This window comes from Candidatus Thiodiazotropha sp. AKIB8 (genome assembly GCF_058244675.1).
On the sequence record NZ_JBSYOO010000029.1, the window covers coordinates 169,970 to 186,316 of the forward strand.

16 protein-coding genes are annotated in these 16,347 nt (G+C 47.4%); 11 read left to right on the forward strand and 5 right to left on the reverse strand.

What is annotated here, in order from left to right:
- The first annotated feature begins 2 nt into the window (after nucleotides 1–2).
- From AC4IFB_RS07235 to AC4IFB_RS07265, 7 genes are all read left to right on the forward strand, one after another.
- Nucleotides 3–374 (forward strand): type IV pilus modification PilV family protein, encoded by a 372-nt coding sequence (locus AC4IFB_RS07235; protein ID WP_490779798.1) that lies wholly within the window; start codon nucleotides 3–5, stop codon nucleotides 372–374.
- Nucleotides 361–1,026 carry a PulJ/GspJ family protein gene (locus tag AC4IFB_RS07240; protein WP_490779799.1) on the forward strand — a complete coding sequence of 222 codons (666 nt, stop codon included), beginning with the start codon at nucleotides 361–363 and terminating at the stop codon, nucleotides 1,024–1,026. Before AC4IFB_RS07235 ends, AC4IFB_RS07240 begins: the two co-directional genes overlap by 14 nt.
- Nucleotides 1,027–1,058: 32 nt before the next feature.
- On the forward strand, nucleotides 1,059–1,934 hold the full coding sequence (locus tag AC4IFB_RS07245) for a type II secretion system minor pseudopilin (RefSeq protein ID WP_490779800.1): 876 nt from the start codon (nucleotides 1,059–1,061) through the stop codon (nucleotides 1,932–1,934).
- A 26-nt stretch (nucleotides 1,935–1,960) separates the two neighbouring features.
- On the forward strand, nucleotides 1,961–3,037 hold the full coding sequence (locus AC4IFB_RS07250; protein WP_490776912.1) for a PilN domain-containing protein: 1,077 nt from the start codon (nucleotides 1,961–1,963) through the stop codon (nucleotides 3,035–3,037).
- Between the two features lie 84 nt (nucleotides 3,038–3,121).
- Nucleotides 3,122–3,718 (forward strand): type II secretion system protein GspM, encoded by a 597-nt coding sequence (gene gspM, locus AC4IFB_RS07255; RefSeq protein ID WP_490776911.1) that lies wholly within the window; start codon nucleotides 3,122–3,124, stop codon nucleotides 3,716–3,718.
- Nucleotides 3,715–4,263: a hypothetical protein gene (locus AC4IFB_RS07260; protein WP_490779801.1), complete on the forward strand. Its 549-nt coding sequence runs from the start codon at nucleotides 3,715–3,717 to the stop codon at nucleotides 4,261–4,263. The genes gspM and AC4IFB_RS07260 overlap by 4 nt, the downstream gene beginning before the upstream one ends.
- A gap of 226 nt (nucleotides 4,264–4,489) precedes the next feature.
- The gene (locus tag AC4IFB_RS07265) at nucleotides 4,490–4,981 is read left to right on the forward strand and encodes a low molecular weight protein-tyrosine-phosphatase (RefSeq protein ID WP_490779802.1); all 492 of its coding nucleotides are present in this window, start codon (nucleotides 4,490–4,492) and stop codon (nucleotides 4,979–4,981) included.
- Between the two features lie 138 nt (nucleotides 4,982–5,119).
- Here AC4IFB_RS07265 and rne read toward each other — a convergent pair whose 3' ends face one another.
- Complete coding sequence (rne, locus tag AC4IFB_RS07270) at nucleotides 5,120–8,104, reverse strand: ribonuclease E (protein ID WP_490779803.1); 2,985 nt, start codon at nucleotides 8,102–8,104, stop codon at nucleotides 5,120–5,122.
- Between the two features lie 548 nt (nucleotides 8,105–8,652).
- Here rne and rluC point away from each other — a divergent pair.
- The 3 genes from rluC to AC4IFB_RS07285 are packed head-to-tail and all read left to right on the forward strand — an operon-like array spanning nucleotide 8,653 to nucleotide 11,313.
- Nucleotides 8,653–9,609 carry a 23S rRNA pseudouridine(955/2504/2580) synthase RluC gene (gene rluC, locus AC4IFB_RS07275; protein WP_490776891.1) on the forward strand — a complete coding sequence of 319 codons (957 nt, stop codon included), beginning with the start codon at nucleotides 8,653–8,655 and terminating at the stop codon, nucleotides 9,607–9,609.
- Between the two features lies 1 nt (nucleotide 9,610).
- A complete protein-coding gene (locus tag AC4IFB_RS07280) occupies nucleotides 9,611–10,288 on the forward strand; it encodes an HAD-IA family hydrolase (RefSeq protein ID WP_490776890.1) in 678 nt (225 codons plus the stop codon).
- A 35-nt stretch (nucleotides 10,289–10,323) separates the two neighbouring features.
- Nucleotides 10,324–11,313, forward strand: coding sequence for a S49 family peptidase (locus tag AC4IFB_RS07285; RefSeq protein WP_490779804.1), 990 nt, complete (start codon nucleotides 10,324–10,326; stop codon nucleotides 11,311–11,313).
- Between the two features lie 35 nt (nucleotides 11,314–11,348).
- Here the strand turns inward: AC4IFB_RS07285 and AC4IFB_RS07290 are convergent, their stop codons facing one another.
- The 4 genes from AC4IFB_RS07290 to AC4IFB_RS07305 all read right to left on the reverse strand — a co-directional run bounded on the left by AC4IFB_RS07290 (nucleotide 11,349) and on the right by AC4IFB_RS07305 (nucleotide 15,422).
- Nucleotides 11,349–12,350: a Rossmann-like domain-containing protein gene (locus AC4IFB_RS07290; RefSeq protein ID WP_490779805.1), complete on the reverse strand. Its 1,002-nt coding sequence runs from the start codon at nucleotides 12,348–12,350 to the stop codon at nucleotides 11,349–11,351.
- Nucleotides 12,351–12,645: 295 nt separating this feature from the next.
- Nucleotides 12,646–13,659 carry a hydrogenase expression/formation protein HypE gene (hypE, locus tag AC4IFB_RS07295; RefSeq protein ID WP_490776887.1) on the reverse strand — a complete coding sequence of 338 codons (1,014 nt, stop codon included), beginning with the start codon at nucleotides 13,657–13,659 and terminating at the stop codon, nucleotides 12,646–12,648.
- 135 nt (nucleotides 13,660–13,794) lie between these two features.
- A complete protein-coding gene (locus AC4IFB_RS07300; RefSeq protein WP_490779806.1) occupies nucleotides 13,795–14,106 on the reverse strand; it encodes a hypothetical protein in 312 nt (103 codons plus the stop codon).
- Between the two features lie 200 nt (nucleotides 14,107–14,306).
- Nucleotides 14,307–15,422 carry an aminotransferase class V-fold PLP-dependent enzyme gene (locus AC4IFB_RS07305; RefSeq protein WP_490779807.1) on the reverse strand — a complete coding sequence of 372 codons (1,116 nt, stop codon included), beginning with the start codon at nucleotides 15,420–15,422 and terminating at the stop codon, nucleotides 14,307–14,309.
- 504 nt (nucleotides 15,423–15,926) lie between these two features.
- Between AC4IFB_RS07305 and AC4IFB_RS07310 the strand changes: the two genes are divergently transcribed.
- Entirely contained in the window at nucleotides 15,927–16,157 is a 231-nt protein-coding gene (locus AC4IFB_RS07310; protein WP_490776884.1) for a hypothetical protein, read from the forward strand.
- Nucleotides 16,158–16,347: the final 190 nt, after the last annotated feature.

Genomic DNA, 16,347 nt, shown 5'->3' on the forward strand with positions numbered 1-16,347 from the left:
GTATGACTCTGATAGAGGTGCTGGTCGCCTTCATCATACTCGCTATGACAATGAGCGTGATACTGAGAATAAACTCGGGCGCAGTGAGGAATCATCAAGTTGCCATGCAATATTTCGAGGCTGTGTCAGTTGCCCAGTCCCGTCTTGAACAGATGAGTGCGGAAATCGATGTGGAGAACTATACCCAGGAGGGTGTTGATCAAGATGCCTATACCTGGCGCTATCTGCGTCAACCCCATACCTGGCAAGAACAGAAGTTACTGACACTGCCCTTGATTCCTGTTGAGGAGATATTGACTGTCTCCTGGGATTCCCCTGGTGGAAGCCGTGAGATCTCATTTACCCGCATCGGAGTTATCCGTGCAAAACCCTGATCATGTAGAACTCAATAGAGAGCGATCTCGTGCCCATATTCTCAGTGGTGGTTTTACCCTGCTGGAAATCATGATTGCCCTGCTACTGCTTGCTGTGATCACAACAACATCTGTGTCGATGTTGTTTTTGAATATCAAAGGCTGGGAGCGTGTTTCAGAGCGAAGTGAGGTTGAAATAGCCGAGCATCTCACATCGGCCCGGATTGAGCATCTGATAAGAAATCTACTGCCTTTCACCTGGCAGCAGAAACGGGTTCGTCAGTTGGCATTCTCAGGGGATGCCGGGCATGTTCAGTTTATCGCACCTGCTCCGCAGCAATATCAATCGGGTGGATTGTTTGAATATCGCTTAGTCCAAGAGCGGGATTCAGAATTGGGATTAAGTCTGGTGCTCTACTATGCACCCTACTATCCAAACATACAGCAGTTCTCACTCCCTGAGGAAGGTCGTCGACGCATTTTGATCTCCGGGCTGCAAAATATCGAATTCAGCTTTTACGGAAAACCACAGAATCGTCCTCAACCAGAGTGGACAGAGCAGTGGCAGCAGAGCTACCGCTACTTTCCTGAGTTGATCAAAATCAGTCATACAGAGGAAGGAGTGGATCACCCACAGGAGCACTTTGTTCGTATCAGGCGACAAAGCAGTTAATATCTGAAGAGCCCAGGTAACCTATTGATAATATGGTAAAGAAATTTAAACATCATCGGCAAAAAGGGGTGGCGCTGGTTCTGGTTCTTTGGCTGGTGGCACTCCTGACTATCGTTGCGGCCAGCTTTTCAACCCATTCAAAGGTTGAAAGTCGACTCGCCGGTAATGCTAAGGATGCCCTGCAAGCGAGATTGATGGCGCAGAGTGGATTTAATCGGGCAATTATGGAACTGATGGTTAGTGATCCGCAGAGCCGCTGGAATTTCAATGGTCAAATCTATCCCCTGGAGACAAAACAGGGTGAAATAAAAATCGCTATTCGAAATGTATCCGGACTGCTTGATTTGAACAAGGCAAACAGGGATCAACTCAGTAAGCTCTTCATTCTGCTTACAGATGATCCTCAGGAGAGGGAGGCATTGGTTGACAGACTGAATGATTGGCGTGACAGCGATGACCTGCGTCGTCTTCAAGGTGCAGAAGATACGGATTATCGAGCAGCTGGATACGCCTATATCACAGCGGGTCAAGATTTGAAGACCCTTGAGGAGTTGGGCTACGTTATGGGGTTTGATGCAGATCGTGTCAATAAGCTTCGTCCCTATGTCACACTCAACGCCGTCAGCTCAGTGGTCGATTTCAGGTTCGCCTCCAAGGAGCTGGCAACCCTTTTGAAAAGTGCAGGTCAACTCTCTTCTGAGTTGACTGATGCACTTGATCAGATCGATAGTGAGTTGGCGGAGTTGGATTTTTCACAGGGGGGTGGGCAGTCGCAGAGCAAAGTCTATCGGATCCAGATTGATGCCCATACCGAGCAGGGGAGTCAGGCGAGGATTCTAGCGGATGTCGATTTGAGAAGCAGTGGGAGTGAACCTTATTCGATTCATTCCTGGCATGAGTCGTTATGAGGGTTAAAACCGGTTAGAATCTTGATATGGCAGTACAATCCCTGAGATATCGATGGCTTGGTTTCTGGACATGGTGGAGTGGTGAGATCAGTACGCTCTTGCCAGAGCCTCTGCGCGCCCTGTTCAGTGGTGGTCGGCCGGCTCAACTGTTGTATGAGAATGAGGCACTACGGATAGTCAACCACGGACTGAGTGGTGAAGAGGTCGCAGAGAATTACTTAAAGGTCATCGATTTTGAGAATCCGGATCAGAAGCGATTACTGGCTTCAGCAAGCGAAATACGTTTATGTCTGGAACGAAAGAAATATCTGTTCAAAAAAGTCACCTTACCCATCGAGGCAGAAGAGAACCTACGAGAAGTGCTCTCATTTGAGATGGATCGCCAGACCCCTTTCAATGCAAGTCAGGTCTACTACGACCATGTCATCAACGGACGTGACAAGCAGAATCGAATCCTGGATATCACTCTGATCCTGGCTCCGGTGGATAAAATTGCCAGTGCACTTCAGCAATTGGAAGAGAATGATGTCAGGATAAACGCCATCTCACCCTGCGAGGAGGCAGACCCCAAACTTAATGCGGTCAATTTATTGCCGCCTGAAAAACGTGAAAAACCACGAAAACGTTATCGATTAATCAATCTTCTACTGTTTTTTGTGTTGTTGCTTGTGTTGTTTGGTAATCTGATATTACCCGTATGGCAGAAATCAATTCTGGCCTCCAGCCTTGAACAGCAATTGCTCAACAGCCAAAAACAGGCCAATGAAGTATCAAAACTAAGAGATGCGGTGACAGAGGCGGAGCGCGAAAACAGTTTTCTGCTGGATAAAAAACGATCTTCGAGGCAGATGCTGGAGATACTGCATGAATTGACCCTGTTACTGCCAGATGACACTTGGGTCAGCCACTTCGAAATCAGAGACGACAAAGTACATATACATGGCCAATCTGTTGCCTCGGCTGTTTTAATTCCACTAATAGAATCCTCCAAATTATTTCGCAATGTATCCTTTCGTTCGCCAGTAACTCAGAATAAAAAGAACAATACAGAACGTTTCCATATCTCAGCAGAGCTGATCGCAGATCTACAGGGTGAAGGGTGATGTTGCGTGTCACAGGGCCACAGCTTCGGGAAGTGCAGGTGATTCACTGCAATCGACAAGTCCTGTTACATGGGAGTTATCGCCATGTATGACACATTGACGCCCAGACAAAGCAAACTGCTTGCATTAACTATCCTGATACTGCTGATTTCCATTGTTCTGTTTGCAGTCATCTACCCGATTTGGTCACTAAATCAGCATTACGATGATCAGATAAGTAGTCAGCAACATCAGATTCAACTCTATAAACGTATCGCTTCACAAGCAGGTTACTACCAATCTGAAGCGGGTCGATTGAAACGTATAAGAGCGTCTGATCGACGTTATCTTCAAAGTGAAACCGATTCCCTGGCTAAGGCGGAATTACAACGCAGGGTAAAGGGAGTTGTATCAGCAGCAAAGGGGGAGATTCTAAGTACGCAGATTATAGGTAACGATGAGGAGGATGGTTTTGTAAGAGTGGCAATACGTGTCAGGATGAAAAGCACTCTTCAAGATAGCGTCACTATTTTCCACAAGCTGGAGAGTGAGAAACCGTATCTGTTTGTTGAGGAGATCACGATACGCAGTCGTCCCGTTGCCAGACGTAGATTACCTGTCAATGAGAAGATCAAGCGAGCGTTGGAATTGCTTGATATCGATTTTAAATTGGTGGGTTATATGAAGAGTCTTGGTTCATGAGCCCTTGGAAAACTTTTTTTAACACCCTGACCATACTGCTACTGATATTGATTGGCATCACCACTGCATTGCTCTATTTTCAATGGTTCAATCCGCCTCAAGCACAATCTACAGTTGAGAATGGCACAGGATCATCCGCTGATACTGAGAAGAATGCTAGCATCTCGCCATTTACGCCTGTACCCCTGAATATCTATTCTGAGATCACTGAACGACCCTTATTCAGAGAGGGTCGTCTACCTCCTGAAGAGCCTGAAGAGCCGGCAAAATCACCCGTTGCCCGTCAAGCACCACTGAAGCTGAGGTTGGAGGGTGTGGTTATTACGCCTAAGAATAGAGTCGCGGTTATCAGAGACCTTAATAACAATCGATTACTCCGAGTTGCTCAGGGAATGAACCAGAATGATTGGAAGCTGGAAACCGTTGATACCGCCAGCGCTACCGTCGTGCGTCGGGGCAAAAAAATAAAACTCGAACTGCAAATAGAAAAGGATGTGAAAGGTGTGCCACCTAGAATGAAGCTGCCATTCAGACCAAAAAGATAACGCTCATTGATCAATTCCTAGTAACTCGGCAATTAAATAGGTCATCTTCAGCCTGTCCTTTTAATACTAGAATGTCAGGGGCTCCAAGCCCACCTTATCTGCCTAACAGAGGATTCAGAGACTCGGCCAATAGGGTAGAATATATTCAGAGTTATGGTTAAGCTTTTTTGGCACTGACTAACCATTAAGTTTCAAAGGTATGATCATAGGATCCGAGTAAAACACAATGACAGATGAGAAGAAGATACAGGTTCTATTTGTTTGCATGGGCAATATCTGCCGATCCCCCACTGCACAAGGCGTGTTTCGTGACATCGTTGAAAAGGAGGGCCTTAGTGAAATAATCGTAACCGACTCTGCTGGTACCATCGACTACCATACCGGGGGTAAAGCGGATCGTCGTGCTCGTGAAACTGCAAATAAACGTGGTATCGATCTTAGTGACCTGCGAGCCCGCCAGGTTACAGTCGAGGACTTCGAACAGTTCGACTATCTAATGGCCATGGATCGCTCTAACTACGAAGATTTGAGTGCTCTCTGTCCCACCGGCGCTGAAGAGCGCTTACATCTTTTCATGGATTTCGCTCCCCATCTGAAGGAGCAGGAAGTGCCAGATCCTTATTATGGTGGTGCAGCAGGATTTGAGCGTGTATTTGATTTGGTTGAGGCGGCCTCTCGTGGTCTTCTCGAGCATATCCGCGATCGTAATCTCAGTTAAGATCAACCCCAAACCTCTTCAGAGGTTTCCCAGGGATCTTCTTCGCAGTTCAGCTATGGTGTTTGCCTACTACGATGGCAAACCCATATCTGGACTACGTCTTAACTCAGGTCAGGATATAAAACACGATCTAAGCAGCTATTCTCCACCAGCATCGGCAACATCAGCTTTTTTGGAGGCAGCAGGTGCAGGCTGTGCCGGTTTTTTGGTTTCAACCTGAACAGATTTTGACTCAACCTGAGCTTTACTCTCCTGAGCCTTCTCGATAGTTGCCTTTGGTGCAGGCGCCTTTGCCGGTTTCTGTTCTACCGGAGCAGGGGCGTCAGACTTTGGCTTAGGTGCTTGAGGTGCGACAGCATTTGGTTTGGTCTCAACTTGCTGTAGTTTCACCGCTTTGGGTTTTGCCTTCGGACGTGGCTTGCTCACTTTTTCAGCTGCTTTAGGTTTATTGCGAGGCTGTTTCTGAGGCTCTGGCACTGCTTCACTCGCAGCAGCTTTAGTGACTTTAGTCTCTACTTGGCCAGATTTACTCGTATCAGTTTTAGTCTGAGTCTGCCTGGGTGCCTTTGACGCTTCAGGCGCAGCTGGTTTGGCCGCTTTAGATTCAGCTTGCTTGGGCTTGGGTGAGGATTCAGCTTTAGGAGTAACCTGCTTCGGTGTTTCAGTGGCCGGCTTAGATGCAGCAACCTCAGAGGCTGGTTTTGACTCAGCTGGCTTGGCGTGCTTGGTCTCAGCTAGATCTGATTTATTACTGCTTTTAGCTTGCACCTCAACCTTTTCCGGCTGAACGGAACTTGGCTCGGCTGAGGCTGTTTTGGTCTCTGCCTCTCCTGAACTGCTCTTGGCAGGTGTTGTATTTTCTACGCCACCTGTTTTCTGACCATCCTGTGACTCTGTCGAACCCTTGGACTCAGCTCTATTTGATCTTGGAGACCTTTGGTTAGCAGGCTTGTTCCGAGCCCTGGGTTGTTTTTTAGGTTGTTCCTGACTCTTTTCTTGAGTGGTCTCTTCACTTCTCTCTTCGGAAACCTTATTTGCCGTTGTCTGTTCACTGTTTCTTTCAGCAGCGGAGCGCCTTCTACGGCCGCCACGACGTCCCCGTCGTGACTTAGGCTTAGTTGCTGCTGTATCAGTTTCGCTGGCTTGAGTAGTCGCGGTAGTCTCAGCGATCTGTTCCTGAGGCTTTTTATCATCAGCCTGTCTCTTTTCCTGGCTAGCGGCGTTGTTTCCAGGTGTGCGCCGTCTGTTACTTTGTTTGTCCTGGTTTTTGTTTTCGTTGCGACGCTCTCCATTGGCAGGTCTGCGATTGCGCCCACCTGAATTCGGCGATCTGCGGCCTCTGTTGCGGTTGTTTGAATTGGCACCAGACTGTTGAGGTGTAGTTGCTTTTTTCTCTTCAGTCTCTGCTTGAGCTGGTTCACTCTCCTTCGAAGAGAAGATACTGAATATCTTTTTCAGGAAACCAGTCTCACTACCTTGAGTTGCAGGTGATGGCGGCTCAGCTCTTTGTGGAACAGGGCTGGCCGGAGCAATCGACTTAACCACCGGCTGTTCAGGTTTAACCTGCTTGGTGTTGATATATTCTGGAGATTCAGATCTCTCATCAGAGACCATATTATAGCTTGATATCGCGTCATCCTCACCTGGGAGGTCACTGACACGTATCCGGTCAATCTGATAATTGGGGGTTTCTAGATGGATGTTCGGAATGAGCACGACTTCGATCGATTGGCGTTTCTCGATGTCATGGATCATCTGACGTTTTTCGTTCAGCAGGAAGGTTGCCATGTCCACAGGCAATTGTGCCATGAGTCGGCCTGTATTCTCCTTCATGGCCTCCTCTTCGAGGATACGAAGTACCGATAGAGAGAGGGATTCAACGCCACGGACCGTGCCATGACCTTTACAACGCGGACAAGCCTGTTCACTGGCCTCTCCCAGAGAAGGACGTAGACGCTGTCTCGACATCTCCAGCAAGCCGAAGCGGGAGATTCGTCCTATCTGGACACGAGCCCGATCCTGTTTCAAGGCATCTTTGAGTCTGTTTTCCACTTCCCGTTGATTACGGGAGGGTGTCATGTCGATAAAATCGATAACGAACAGTCCACCAAGATCCCGTAGACGGAGTTGGCGGGCAATCTCGTCTGCGGCTTCAAGGTTTGTATTCAGTGCTGTCTCTTCGATATCGGCACCCTTGGTTGCCCGGGCGGAGTTGATATCGATAGAAGTCAGGGCCTCTGTGTGATCGATGACGATAGCACCACCGGAAGGGAGGCTGACTTCGCGTTGAAAAGCAGATTCAATCTGGCTTTCAATCTGGTATCGGCTGAAAAGCGGAACCTCATCGTCATAGTGACGCATTTTCTTACCGTATTGAGGCATAACCTGGTTGATGAAACGTTCAGCCTGGTTATAGACTTCAGGGTCATCGATAACGATTTCGCCGATATCCACCCGTAAATAGTCACGAATGGATCGAATGATCACATTGCTCTCCTGATAGATCAGGAAAGGTGCGGGTTTCTCTGCAGAGTGCTCAATGGCAGTCCAGAGTTGAATCAGGTAATCGAGATCCCATTGAAGCTCTTCGCTGTTTTTGCCGACACCTGCAGTGCGCACGATGAGTCCCATATCATCAGGGATCTGTAGTTCACTCATCGCTTCACGCAGTTCGGTACGATCCTGCCCCTCGATTCGGCGAGAGACCCCTCCGGCCCGAGGATTATTGGGCATCAGTACCAGATAGCGTCCTGCCAATGAGATGAAGGTGGTCAGTGCGGCGCCTTTATTGCCTCGTTCTTCTTTCTCAACCTGAACGATAACCTCTTGGCCCTCTTTCAAAGCCTCCTGGATATTGACACGACCGGAAGCCTGTCGTGCTTTTTCGGTAAAGTAAGTTCTGGAGATCTCTTTGAGGGGGAGGAAGCCATGACGTTCAGCGCCGTATTCTACGAAAGCCGCTTCCAAGCTCGGTTCGACGCGGGTGATGCGACCTTTATAGATATTGGCTTTTTTCTGTTCCCGACCAGGGATTTCGATATCAAGATTAAAAAGTTTTTGGCCATCAACAATGGCTACACGCAACTCTTCAGGTTGAGTTGCGTTGATCAACATACGTTTCATATTTTATTATCCGTACAGCTGTCCGACATCCAATCCCATTGCGCATGACGTACAACTCCAATCGCCACAGGTAAAAATTCCACCTGCTTTGGTCAGAGCATCAGTCAGCAACCTCCGGGACAAGGAGGGTGTTCCAAACCAGAAAGCTAGCTCGGACGGCTGAAAAACTGTTAAAGTCCGCCGCTTGGGGTTTGCTTATGGCTGAACCAATCAAGGCGCTCAGAGCAGAGAGTGCATTATGGGTGTTCATTTGGCCCGGTACATGTCACCAAAGCCAGTTCCGAATTAAGACGGACTGACACTCGATAGTTGCTCTGGCGCGGCTGTGAGGGTTCAGATTAAGAGCTAGGTCCCAACGGCACCTGTGCGCTTGGCTGGTAATACGGGCTGCGCCAAAACGAAAAATCGGGCTGCAACACGGATTACTTACCGCACTGACGTCGGCTGCTACAGAGGTTCGTATGCAAGCCGGCGCCTGAAAAACTAAGCTGAATATAGCAACCTTCACCCGGAACATCAATCTTACAATGCAATTAAATCGGCGCTAAATGTCAGAATCAAAAAAGAATTCTCTAAAAGTCACGTTCATTGACATCAGTGAGGAGTTTGCCGGGCAAAGAATTGATAACTTTTTGTTTCGACATCTCAAAGGGGCTCCGAAAAGCTACATCTACCGTATTTTGAGAAAAGGGGAGGTGAGGGTCAATAAAGGCAGGATAAAAGCCCACTATAAACTCAATACGGGAGATACGATTAGAATTCCCCCTGTGAGGCTGCCTACTCCGTCAGAGCAGGAAAACAAGGTATCAGAATCCCTTAAAAATCTTCTCAGTCAGGCGGTTGTATTTGAGGATGATCGATTTCTTGTAGTCAATAAACCATCGGGGCTTGCTGTTCACGGTGGCAGCGGTGTCAATCTTGGATTGATTGAGATATTTCGCCAAATCCGTCCTGAAGAGAAGCACCTTGAGCTGGTGCATCGACTGGATAGGGATACCTCTGGCTGTCTGCTGATCAGTAAACGACGCAGCGCATTACGAACTTTACATGAACTGATTCGGGAAAACCGGGTCGATAAGCGGTATCTTACTCTGCTTGCGGGAAGTTGGCGCAAAGGCGTACAAGTCGTCGATATGCCACTGAAAAAGAATACCTTACAGGGTGGTGAGCGGGTGGTTCGTGTCGATGCAGAAGGAAAACCTTCACGGACTTGCTTCAAGCGCCTGCAGCGCTATTCAGAGGCGACCTTGGTCGAGGCAGAGCTGATTACCGGGCGCACTCATCAAATTCGAGTCCATACTGCCTGGCTGGGTTCGCCGGTTCTTGGTGATCAGAAGTATGGTGATACAGCCAGCAATAGGGCAATGAAAGAGAAAGGTCTGAAGCGACTGTTTCTGCACGCCTATAAAATCAGCCTGCGCTGGCCAGGCGAAAAACGGGATATGGTGATTGAAGCGCCACTACCCGAAGAGTTGGATCAGGTTTTAAATAGACTTAAGAGTTAATATGAAATTTAGCTTGTTAGTATTTGATTGGGATGGAACTTTAATGGATTCAGAAGCCCGTATTGTAGCCTGTGTCGAGGCAGCGGTACGGGATCTTGAGATGCCGGTTCCTGAGCGTGAAGCGATCAGTAATATCATTGGTCTCGGATTACGCGAGGCGGTGCATCAGCTGTTTCCTGAAAGTGATGATCAACTGCATCTACAGATTGCAGCACGTTATCGGGTACACTTTTTCAGTGGCAGTGAAGCGCCCTCCCAACTCTTTGAAGGGGCGCGTGAGACACTTGAAAACCTCGCTGCTAGGGGATATATGTTGGCCGTAGCGACAGGTAAAGGGCGTCAGGGGTTGGATCATGCCCTGAAGACAACTGGATTGGAGAGGTTTTTCCACTTTACCCGATGCGCTGATGAGACTTTCTCTAAACCCCATCCAGAAATGCTTAACCAGATTCTTGAGGTCAGTGGCGCCTATCCCGACCAGGCATTGATGATTGGTGATACTGAGTACGATCTTGAAATGGCGCTCAATGCCGGTATGCCCTCATTGGGTGTTACCTATGGTGTACATACTCCAGAGCGATTGCGCAAACACGCTCCCCTTGCTTGCGTCGATCGCATAACAGAGATACCTGACTGGTTGGATTCATATCTAGAAAAAACTTCTTCTTCCAATATATAAAATCATATATTTCAATTATTTGTGGGACTATTTTAATGTCAGATAAGAGTCAAGAGGAACAGAGAAATCAATCCGAGCCCACTCAGTGGGAAAGAGATTTACTCAATCGTATGGTGATGGCAACAGTCGCAGAAAATCGGCGAAGTCGACGCTGGGGTATCTTTTTCAAACTACTTACATTTGCCTATCTGTTTATCATTCTGGGTATGTTTTTATGGGCAGATAAGCTGCATGTTGATGATATTTCAGCCTCAGAACACACAGCATTGATCAATGTGAAAGGTCTCATCTCATCAGAAACAAAAGCCAGTGCAGATAAGGTGGTAACTGCGCTGCGTGATGCCTATGAAGACAAAAAAACCAAAGGCATCATTCTGCGCATGAATACCCCGGGTGGAAGCCCGGTTCAGTCAAGATATATCAATCGAGAGATAGTGCGTTTGAAAGAGAAGCACCCCGATATACCGGTATATGCCGTTGTTTCTGATATCTGTGCTTCCGGCGGCTACTACATTGCAGCTGCTGCAGATAAAATCTATGCAGATGAAGGCAGTATTGTTGGCTCCATAGGTGTACTGATCAATGGATTTGGCTTTGTTGATGCTATGCAAGAGCTGGGTGTTGAAAGGCGTCTGTTAACTGCAGGTGAAAACAAAGGCCTTCTTGATCCTTTCTCTCCACTCATAGAGTCAGAGGTAGGCCATGTGAAACAGATGCTCGATCAGTTGCATCAACAGTTTATCGAGACTGTAAAAGAGGGTAGGGGTGATCGACTCAAAGTTGATGAGCATCCAGAGCTCTTCAGTGGTCTCTTCTGGAGCGGTGAAGAAGCCTTGAAGCTAGGCCTGATTGATGAGTTCGGCAGTAGCAGCTACGTCGCAAGAGAGATTATCGGTGCTAAAGAGATTGTTGATTTCACTCACAAGGAGGAGGTTTGGGATCGTCTGGCGCGTAATCTTGGTGCTGGCGCTGCCTCTTTTTTTGCGAACATCAGCGGATTGGGTGAAGGCGTTACAATCCGCTGACCCAAGCTATTCCCTATAAGCAAACGATTCGATGCTTATTCCTCCGCCGACTTCATGGCTATGTTCTTGAGGTCGGTGGGGTTTTGCCAGGCATCCCAGTGTTTTTTATAGCGTGTATCCAGTACTGAGAGATGTTGATCCAATTCCAGAAGTAACTTTTTCTGAGGGTAGGATTGAGAGTTACGCTGATACCAAGCTTCCATATCACTCTTGAGCTGCTCTCTTTGGGAGACCACTGAGCCGATAGCATCTTTCAAGCGGGTTAATTCATCACTGCATAAATCTGCCACGGCATATCGAACACCCGTTTCAAAAATACGGGTTCCACCACCCTCGCTGACTGTTTGCCTGAGATAATCTGAATCAACTACCTGTACCCCGGCAAGGTAGTCTATACCAAAATCAGCCAGCTCCCGGACCCAGGGTGTGGTTGGACCCATCAGTACCATTTTCGCTTTTGCAGATAACTCTGCCAAACGTGGAAAGGTCTTATTGATCAATGTGGTAGCACTTAGAAATACCCAGTCCGCATCCCTGAGAACATACTCAGCTGCTGGGTCTGGCAGGTCATTTTCTGTGCTATTTCGCTCCAGGATAATCAACTCGATATCATCACTTTCAAGAGTCTCAATTCCAGGATATCGACCAATGACCACTACTTTTTTGCCTGATAGTCTGGGTCTGAAATACTCAAAGACACTCAGATTGGCCGGGCCGGTAGGAAATAGTGGTGTGGCACTTTCGGCAAGACTGTTCTGGTTATTGAGAACTGCATTGATACAGGCCATACCGACAGTGGCTTCATAGGGGTTCCATGATTTCACCCAGGTAGCCAGCTGTTGAAGATCTTGACCCCTAAGGGTGCCAGACCAGGGAAGGACTCTGGTCATTGTGCCCGGACTCATTGCCAGCCCTAGTGAAGATGATCCTCTGGCCAATGTCCAGGTAAGGCCAATCAGTACCTCTTTTACCTCTCCGCTGTCAGATAGTTGATTGAGCAACATCTGGTAGACGAGCCATGGATTATGACTATTCATGGAATCTTCTTTCAAATCGTTCCACCTGCTTAATAGATTTGGCTACTTGAAATAATATGAGTGATTCAACAACTCAAACAGCTTATAGAGATTGAATCCATTGCAATTATCAATCCAAAACTAACTCATTGAAAAGATTAAAAGAGAAATAGCTGATTTGTCTGTTTTCATACAATTGAGTGTTAACAGGTCCTAACTGTACACCACCCATAAGCGCTTTACACAGGTATTTAGTTGCCGGGTTAAAAAACTAAAACGGATAATCATAGATGTTGGTTTGCATCACTGGAATGTTTCAGCAGATTCTTGGCAAAGGGTCATCTTCAAGCTCATCAAGAATTCTCGACCCGCCCAATTCAGTATGCAAAACCACATAAGGGTCATTTGCCTCTGTTTCACCAATGATTGCCGCTAGTTCTCCGTCAGGCAGTTTACGCCATCTGCTGAGGGCCTGTTCTGCCTCATCTGCAGCGACCACAGCCACGACTCTCCCTTCGCACGCCAGAAATAGCGGGTCATACCCAAGCATTTCGCATACGGAAACCACCTGATCCCGCACAGGAATGGCCAATTGATCAAGGTTGATTCGAAGACCAGTTCCTCGGCTCAATTCATGAGCAACAGTTGCCAGCCCCCCTCGGGTAGGGTCGCGCATAAATCGCAAGCCTGGTAGATCCAGTAATTGTTGAGTGAAGGGCAGAACACTTGCCGCATCGGACATCAACGCCCCACTTAAACCAAACTGCTCACGCGCCAGCATTACCGCAATACCATGGTCACCAACAGGCCCGCTCACAAGAATACGATCACCGGCTTGAATATTTGAGATCCCTAAGTTGATCTCGGGTGCTTTGATGCCAATGCCGGTAGTGGCTAGATAGACACCACCACCTTCGCCTCGCCGCACCACCTTGGTATCACCTGCAACCACGGCTACGTCGATGGCTTTAGCTGCGCTGGCAATGCCTTGAATGATACGTTCCAGGGCCTCAACCTCGAAACCCTCTTCGATAAATGCATTAAGACTGAGATATTTTGGTATGGCACCTGATACTGCAAGATCATTGGTAGTGCCATGTACCGCTAAAGACCCAATATTGCCACCTGGAAACTCTAGTGGTTGTACAGTAAAACCATCAGTGGTGAACATTAGATCTCCCATCCTATCAATGGGTAGTTTGACTGCATCGGCCTGGACGTCCAAGTTAGGATTTTTAAGATACCGGGCGAACAGCATCTCTATCAGTTCACGCATCAAACGGCCGCCATTGCCGTGGGCGAGAGAAATATGTCTATCAGGTAGATTCATAGAGTCAGTCAAATCAGATAAAAAAACGAAGGGCAGGGGGGGCCAGGAAGCAGTATCTTTGTTTAGGCCTTGAAATGATAGCAGATAAAAAACCCCGCCATGACAGCGGGGAGTTTTTATCGTAGTGATTGCTTATTATTCTGATGGTGTTGCAGGTGCTGGCGCAGCGGGTGCAGCATAGGGGTATCCATAACCATAACCAGGATAAGCTCCCGGATAGCCGTAACCATAGCCAGGATAGCCATAACCCGGATAACCATACCCATAACCAGGGTAGCCGTAGCCATAACCAGGATAGCCCCAGGGACCGCCGCCCCAAGGACCACCGTAGTAGTCATCATCATCAAACCAATCAAAAGGGCCCCAGAATGCCTGCGCGGGAAGTGTGGCAAGCAGGGCGGAACTGGCGATAGCTGCAATCACAGCGGATTTTAAGGTTTTTTTCATGGCAAATTCTCTCCAACTTAACTCATCTGTTATGTTTTTTAGGAGGACTCAGGGCGTCAAAACCTCAACATGAAATTTCATCGGTAAAAGAGGTTCAAGACTACTGATATGATTTCCTGGACCTGACTAATAATATAAATCAGAAAGAGAAAAAAATGTTGATTTGAATCATAAAATTACCAACTATTAATATAACCTCACTACAGTAGGCATTTGAGGCGATTGAAGGCTTCCACAATCTGTGTTTCTGTGTTGTGGAAATGCGGGGAAAAGCGGATGCCTCCTCCCCGATAGGCGCACATCACCCGTTGCTCCATAAGTGCCTGATAGAGGAGTTGATTATCCTGGTCAGGCACAAAGAAAGTAATAATTCCGCCGCGCATTTCCCGGGCTCTGGGTGTGAGTAGCTGAAAACCGAGTAGATCGATTTGATCGATTATAAATTGAGTCAATTCCTCAATCCTGGAGGAGACAGAGTCAATACCCTGATCAAGCAGCAGTGTCAGACTGGCATGCAGAGCGTGAACACCTAGCATATTCGGACTGCCACATTCGAAACGGCGAGCGCTATCTGCAGGCTGCCACTCTTTCTGATCAAAGTCACCCATTGCCTCGACCATATGCCAGCCATACTCATTCAGTTTGAGTCTCTGCCGAATCGATTCCCGGCAATAGAAGAGTGCAAGCCCTTCGGGGCCCAACATCCACTTGTGCCCATCAGCAACAACAATATCGGCCTTGCATTGCACTACATCAAAAGGAGATGCGCCCAGGCTTTGGATGGCATCGACGACAAACAGGATATCTTTCGAGCGACAGTAGTCGCCAATAGTATTCAAATCTGTTTTTCGCCCATTCGCGTATTGAATTGAACTGACGGAGATCAGCCGCGTACGTTCATCACAAAGCGCTAGCAACGCCTCTTCAGGTTGCTTGCTGCTCTCCAAATCTAGCAGGCGTAACTCAACCCCACGGCTCTGCAGAGACTCCCAGACAATGCGATTGGATGGGAATTCCTGAGCAACTGACACAATGTTGTCGCCCACCTGCCAGTCCAGTCCATAAGCAACAAAGGAGAGACCTTCCGAGGTGCTTTTCAGCAGGGCGATCTCATCCTTAGAGGGGGCATTGATCAACTGGGCCAGTAGAGTGCGTAATTCATCCTCCTTTGCCAACCATTGGAGGTAGTTTTGAGAGCCGTAGGTGCCATTTTGATGGGCAAACGCCACTACCTCTTCCACGGAGCAGGTAGGCCAGGGGGCTACGGCAGCATGATTCAGGTAGATAATATCTGGGTCTAGCGAGAAATCTGACATGGTTGTCCTCTAATTTCGCCAATTTCTAAAAGAATAGGAACAAAATCGCTGGCTCGTCCCTTATCTTGGTCGCGTGCAGATCTGAACGAAGATCCCGGATGAGACACCACTTTGGAATGCATCGAGAGATTATTAGCAGAAAGGGGAGGGGCTTGCAGCCTCCAATCCTCTTGATAGAGGTTGATAAGGCGTTCTTAATTCAATATATGGCTCCCTCAAAAATAGGATCATAGTTGTGATTAGGCTGCTAATTATGCAAAAAATACAATAAAAACAGAGTGTTAATGTTTTATCACGGTTTCTGGTTACTTCATGAAATGTAAATTATTGTATTTACGACTAGTTTAATACTTTAGAAACTATTAATATTGCCGACAACAAGGATAGGAAGGAACATTATTGGTTTGTCAGGCTTATAGTGCAGATTGAGGATTGTCAGTGCTAGAAAGCTATTTAAACGGCATTATGTTAGTTGTGACTAATACGCGAGTAGTGAGGTGTACTATGTCATTTTTAAATTGTAAGTATCTGCGTCGTATCGTCTCTGTGGCGGGCATTTTTCTAATTGGTGGTATGTTACTTGAAGTGACAGCTCACCTACTGGCCAACGACATCAATCTATTACTCATCCAGCCTATCGCATTGGGATTAGTGTTGATCAGTCCAGTGATCATCCTTGCGACTGTCGTGATTTCGTTGATTCCTGGAGTCAGTTTGAAAGACTGCATCCGATAAGGAATTTCGACTAAATAGACCATTCGCAATTGCGCTGTGCATGGTTAGGAAGGGAAGCCGTCCCAATAAAAAGGATTAATGGTTTCCCATTTTTCTGCTGCTCCCTTCCTATAGTCTGTAGTAGTTTGGATTCAATCCGATAAAAAGGGTTGGATTTTACTGATGCATAGATCCTGGTTCTAACCTGATG

What these genes read in the sequence shown, in the direction of transcription:
- AC4IFB_RS07305 (WP_490779807.1), bottom strand. Translation starts at nt 15,422, where the DNA reads ATGTCAGATTTCTCGCTAGACCCAGATATTATCTACCTGAATCATGCT.
- AC4IFB_RS07290 (WP_490779805.1), bottom strand. Translation starts at nt 12,350, where the DNA reads ATGAATAGTCATAATCCATGGCTCGTCTACCAGATGTTGCTCAATCAA.
- rluC (WP_490776891.1), top strand. Translation starts at nt 8,653, where the DNA reads ATGTCAGAATCAAAAAAGAATTCTCTAAAAGTCACGTTCATTGACATC.
- AC4IFB_RS07280 (WP_490776890.1), top strand. Translation starts at nt 9,611, where the DNA reads ATGAAATTTAGCTTGTTAGTATTTGATTGGGATGGAACTTTAATGGAT.
- AC4IFB_RS07300 (WP_490779806.1), bottom strand. Translation starts at nt 14,106, where the DNA reads ATGAAAAAAACCTTAAAATCCGCTGTGATTGCAGCTATCGCCAGTTCC.
- hypE (WP_490776887.1), bottom strand. Translation starts at nt 13,659, where the DNA reads ATGAATCTACCTGATAGACATATTTCTCTCGCCCACGGCAATGGCGGC.
- AC4IFB_RS07310 (WP_490776884.1), top strand. Translation starts at nt 15,927, where the DNA reads ATGTCATTTTTAAATTGTAAGTATCTGCGTCGTATCGTCTCTGTGGCG.
- gspM (WP_490776911.1), top strand. Translation starts at nt 3,122, where the DNA reads ATGTATGACACATTGACGCCCAGACAAAGCAAACTGCTTGCATTAACT.
- AC4IFB_RS07245 (WP_490779800.1), top strand. Translation starts at nt 1,059, where the DNA reads ATGGTAAAGAAATTTAAACATCATCGGCAAAAAGGGGTGGCGCTGGTT.
- AC4IFB_RS07250 (WP_490776912.1), top strand. Translation starts at nt 1,961, where the DNA reads ATGGCAGTACAATCCCTGAGATATCGATGGCTTGGTTTCTGGACATGG.
- rne (WP_490779803.1), bottom strand. Translation starts at nt 8,104, where the DNA reads ATGAAACGTATGTTGATCAACGCAACTCAACCTGAAGAGTTGCGTGTA.
- AC4IFB_RS07235 (WP_490779798.1), top strand. Translation starts at nt 3, where the DNA reads ATGACTCTGATAGAGGTGCTGGTCGCCTTCATCATACTCGCTATGACA.
- AC4IFB_RS07285 (WP_490779804.1), top strand. Translation starts at nt 10,324, where the DNA reads ATGTCAGATAAGAGTCAAGAGGAACAGAGAAATCAATCCGAGCCCACT.
- AC4IFB_RS07260 (WP_490779801.1), top strand. Translation starts at nt 3,715, where the DNA reads ATGAGCCCTTGGAAAACTTTTTTTAACACCCTGACCATACTGCTACTG.
- AC4IFB_RS07265 (WP_490779802.1), top strand. Translation starts at nt 4,490, where the DNA reads ATGACAGATGAGAAGAAGATACAGGTTCTATTTGTTTGCATGGGCAAT.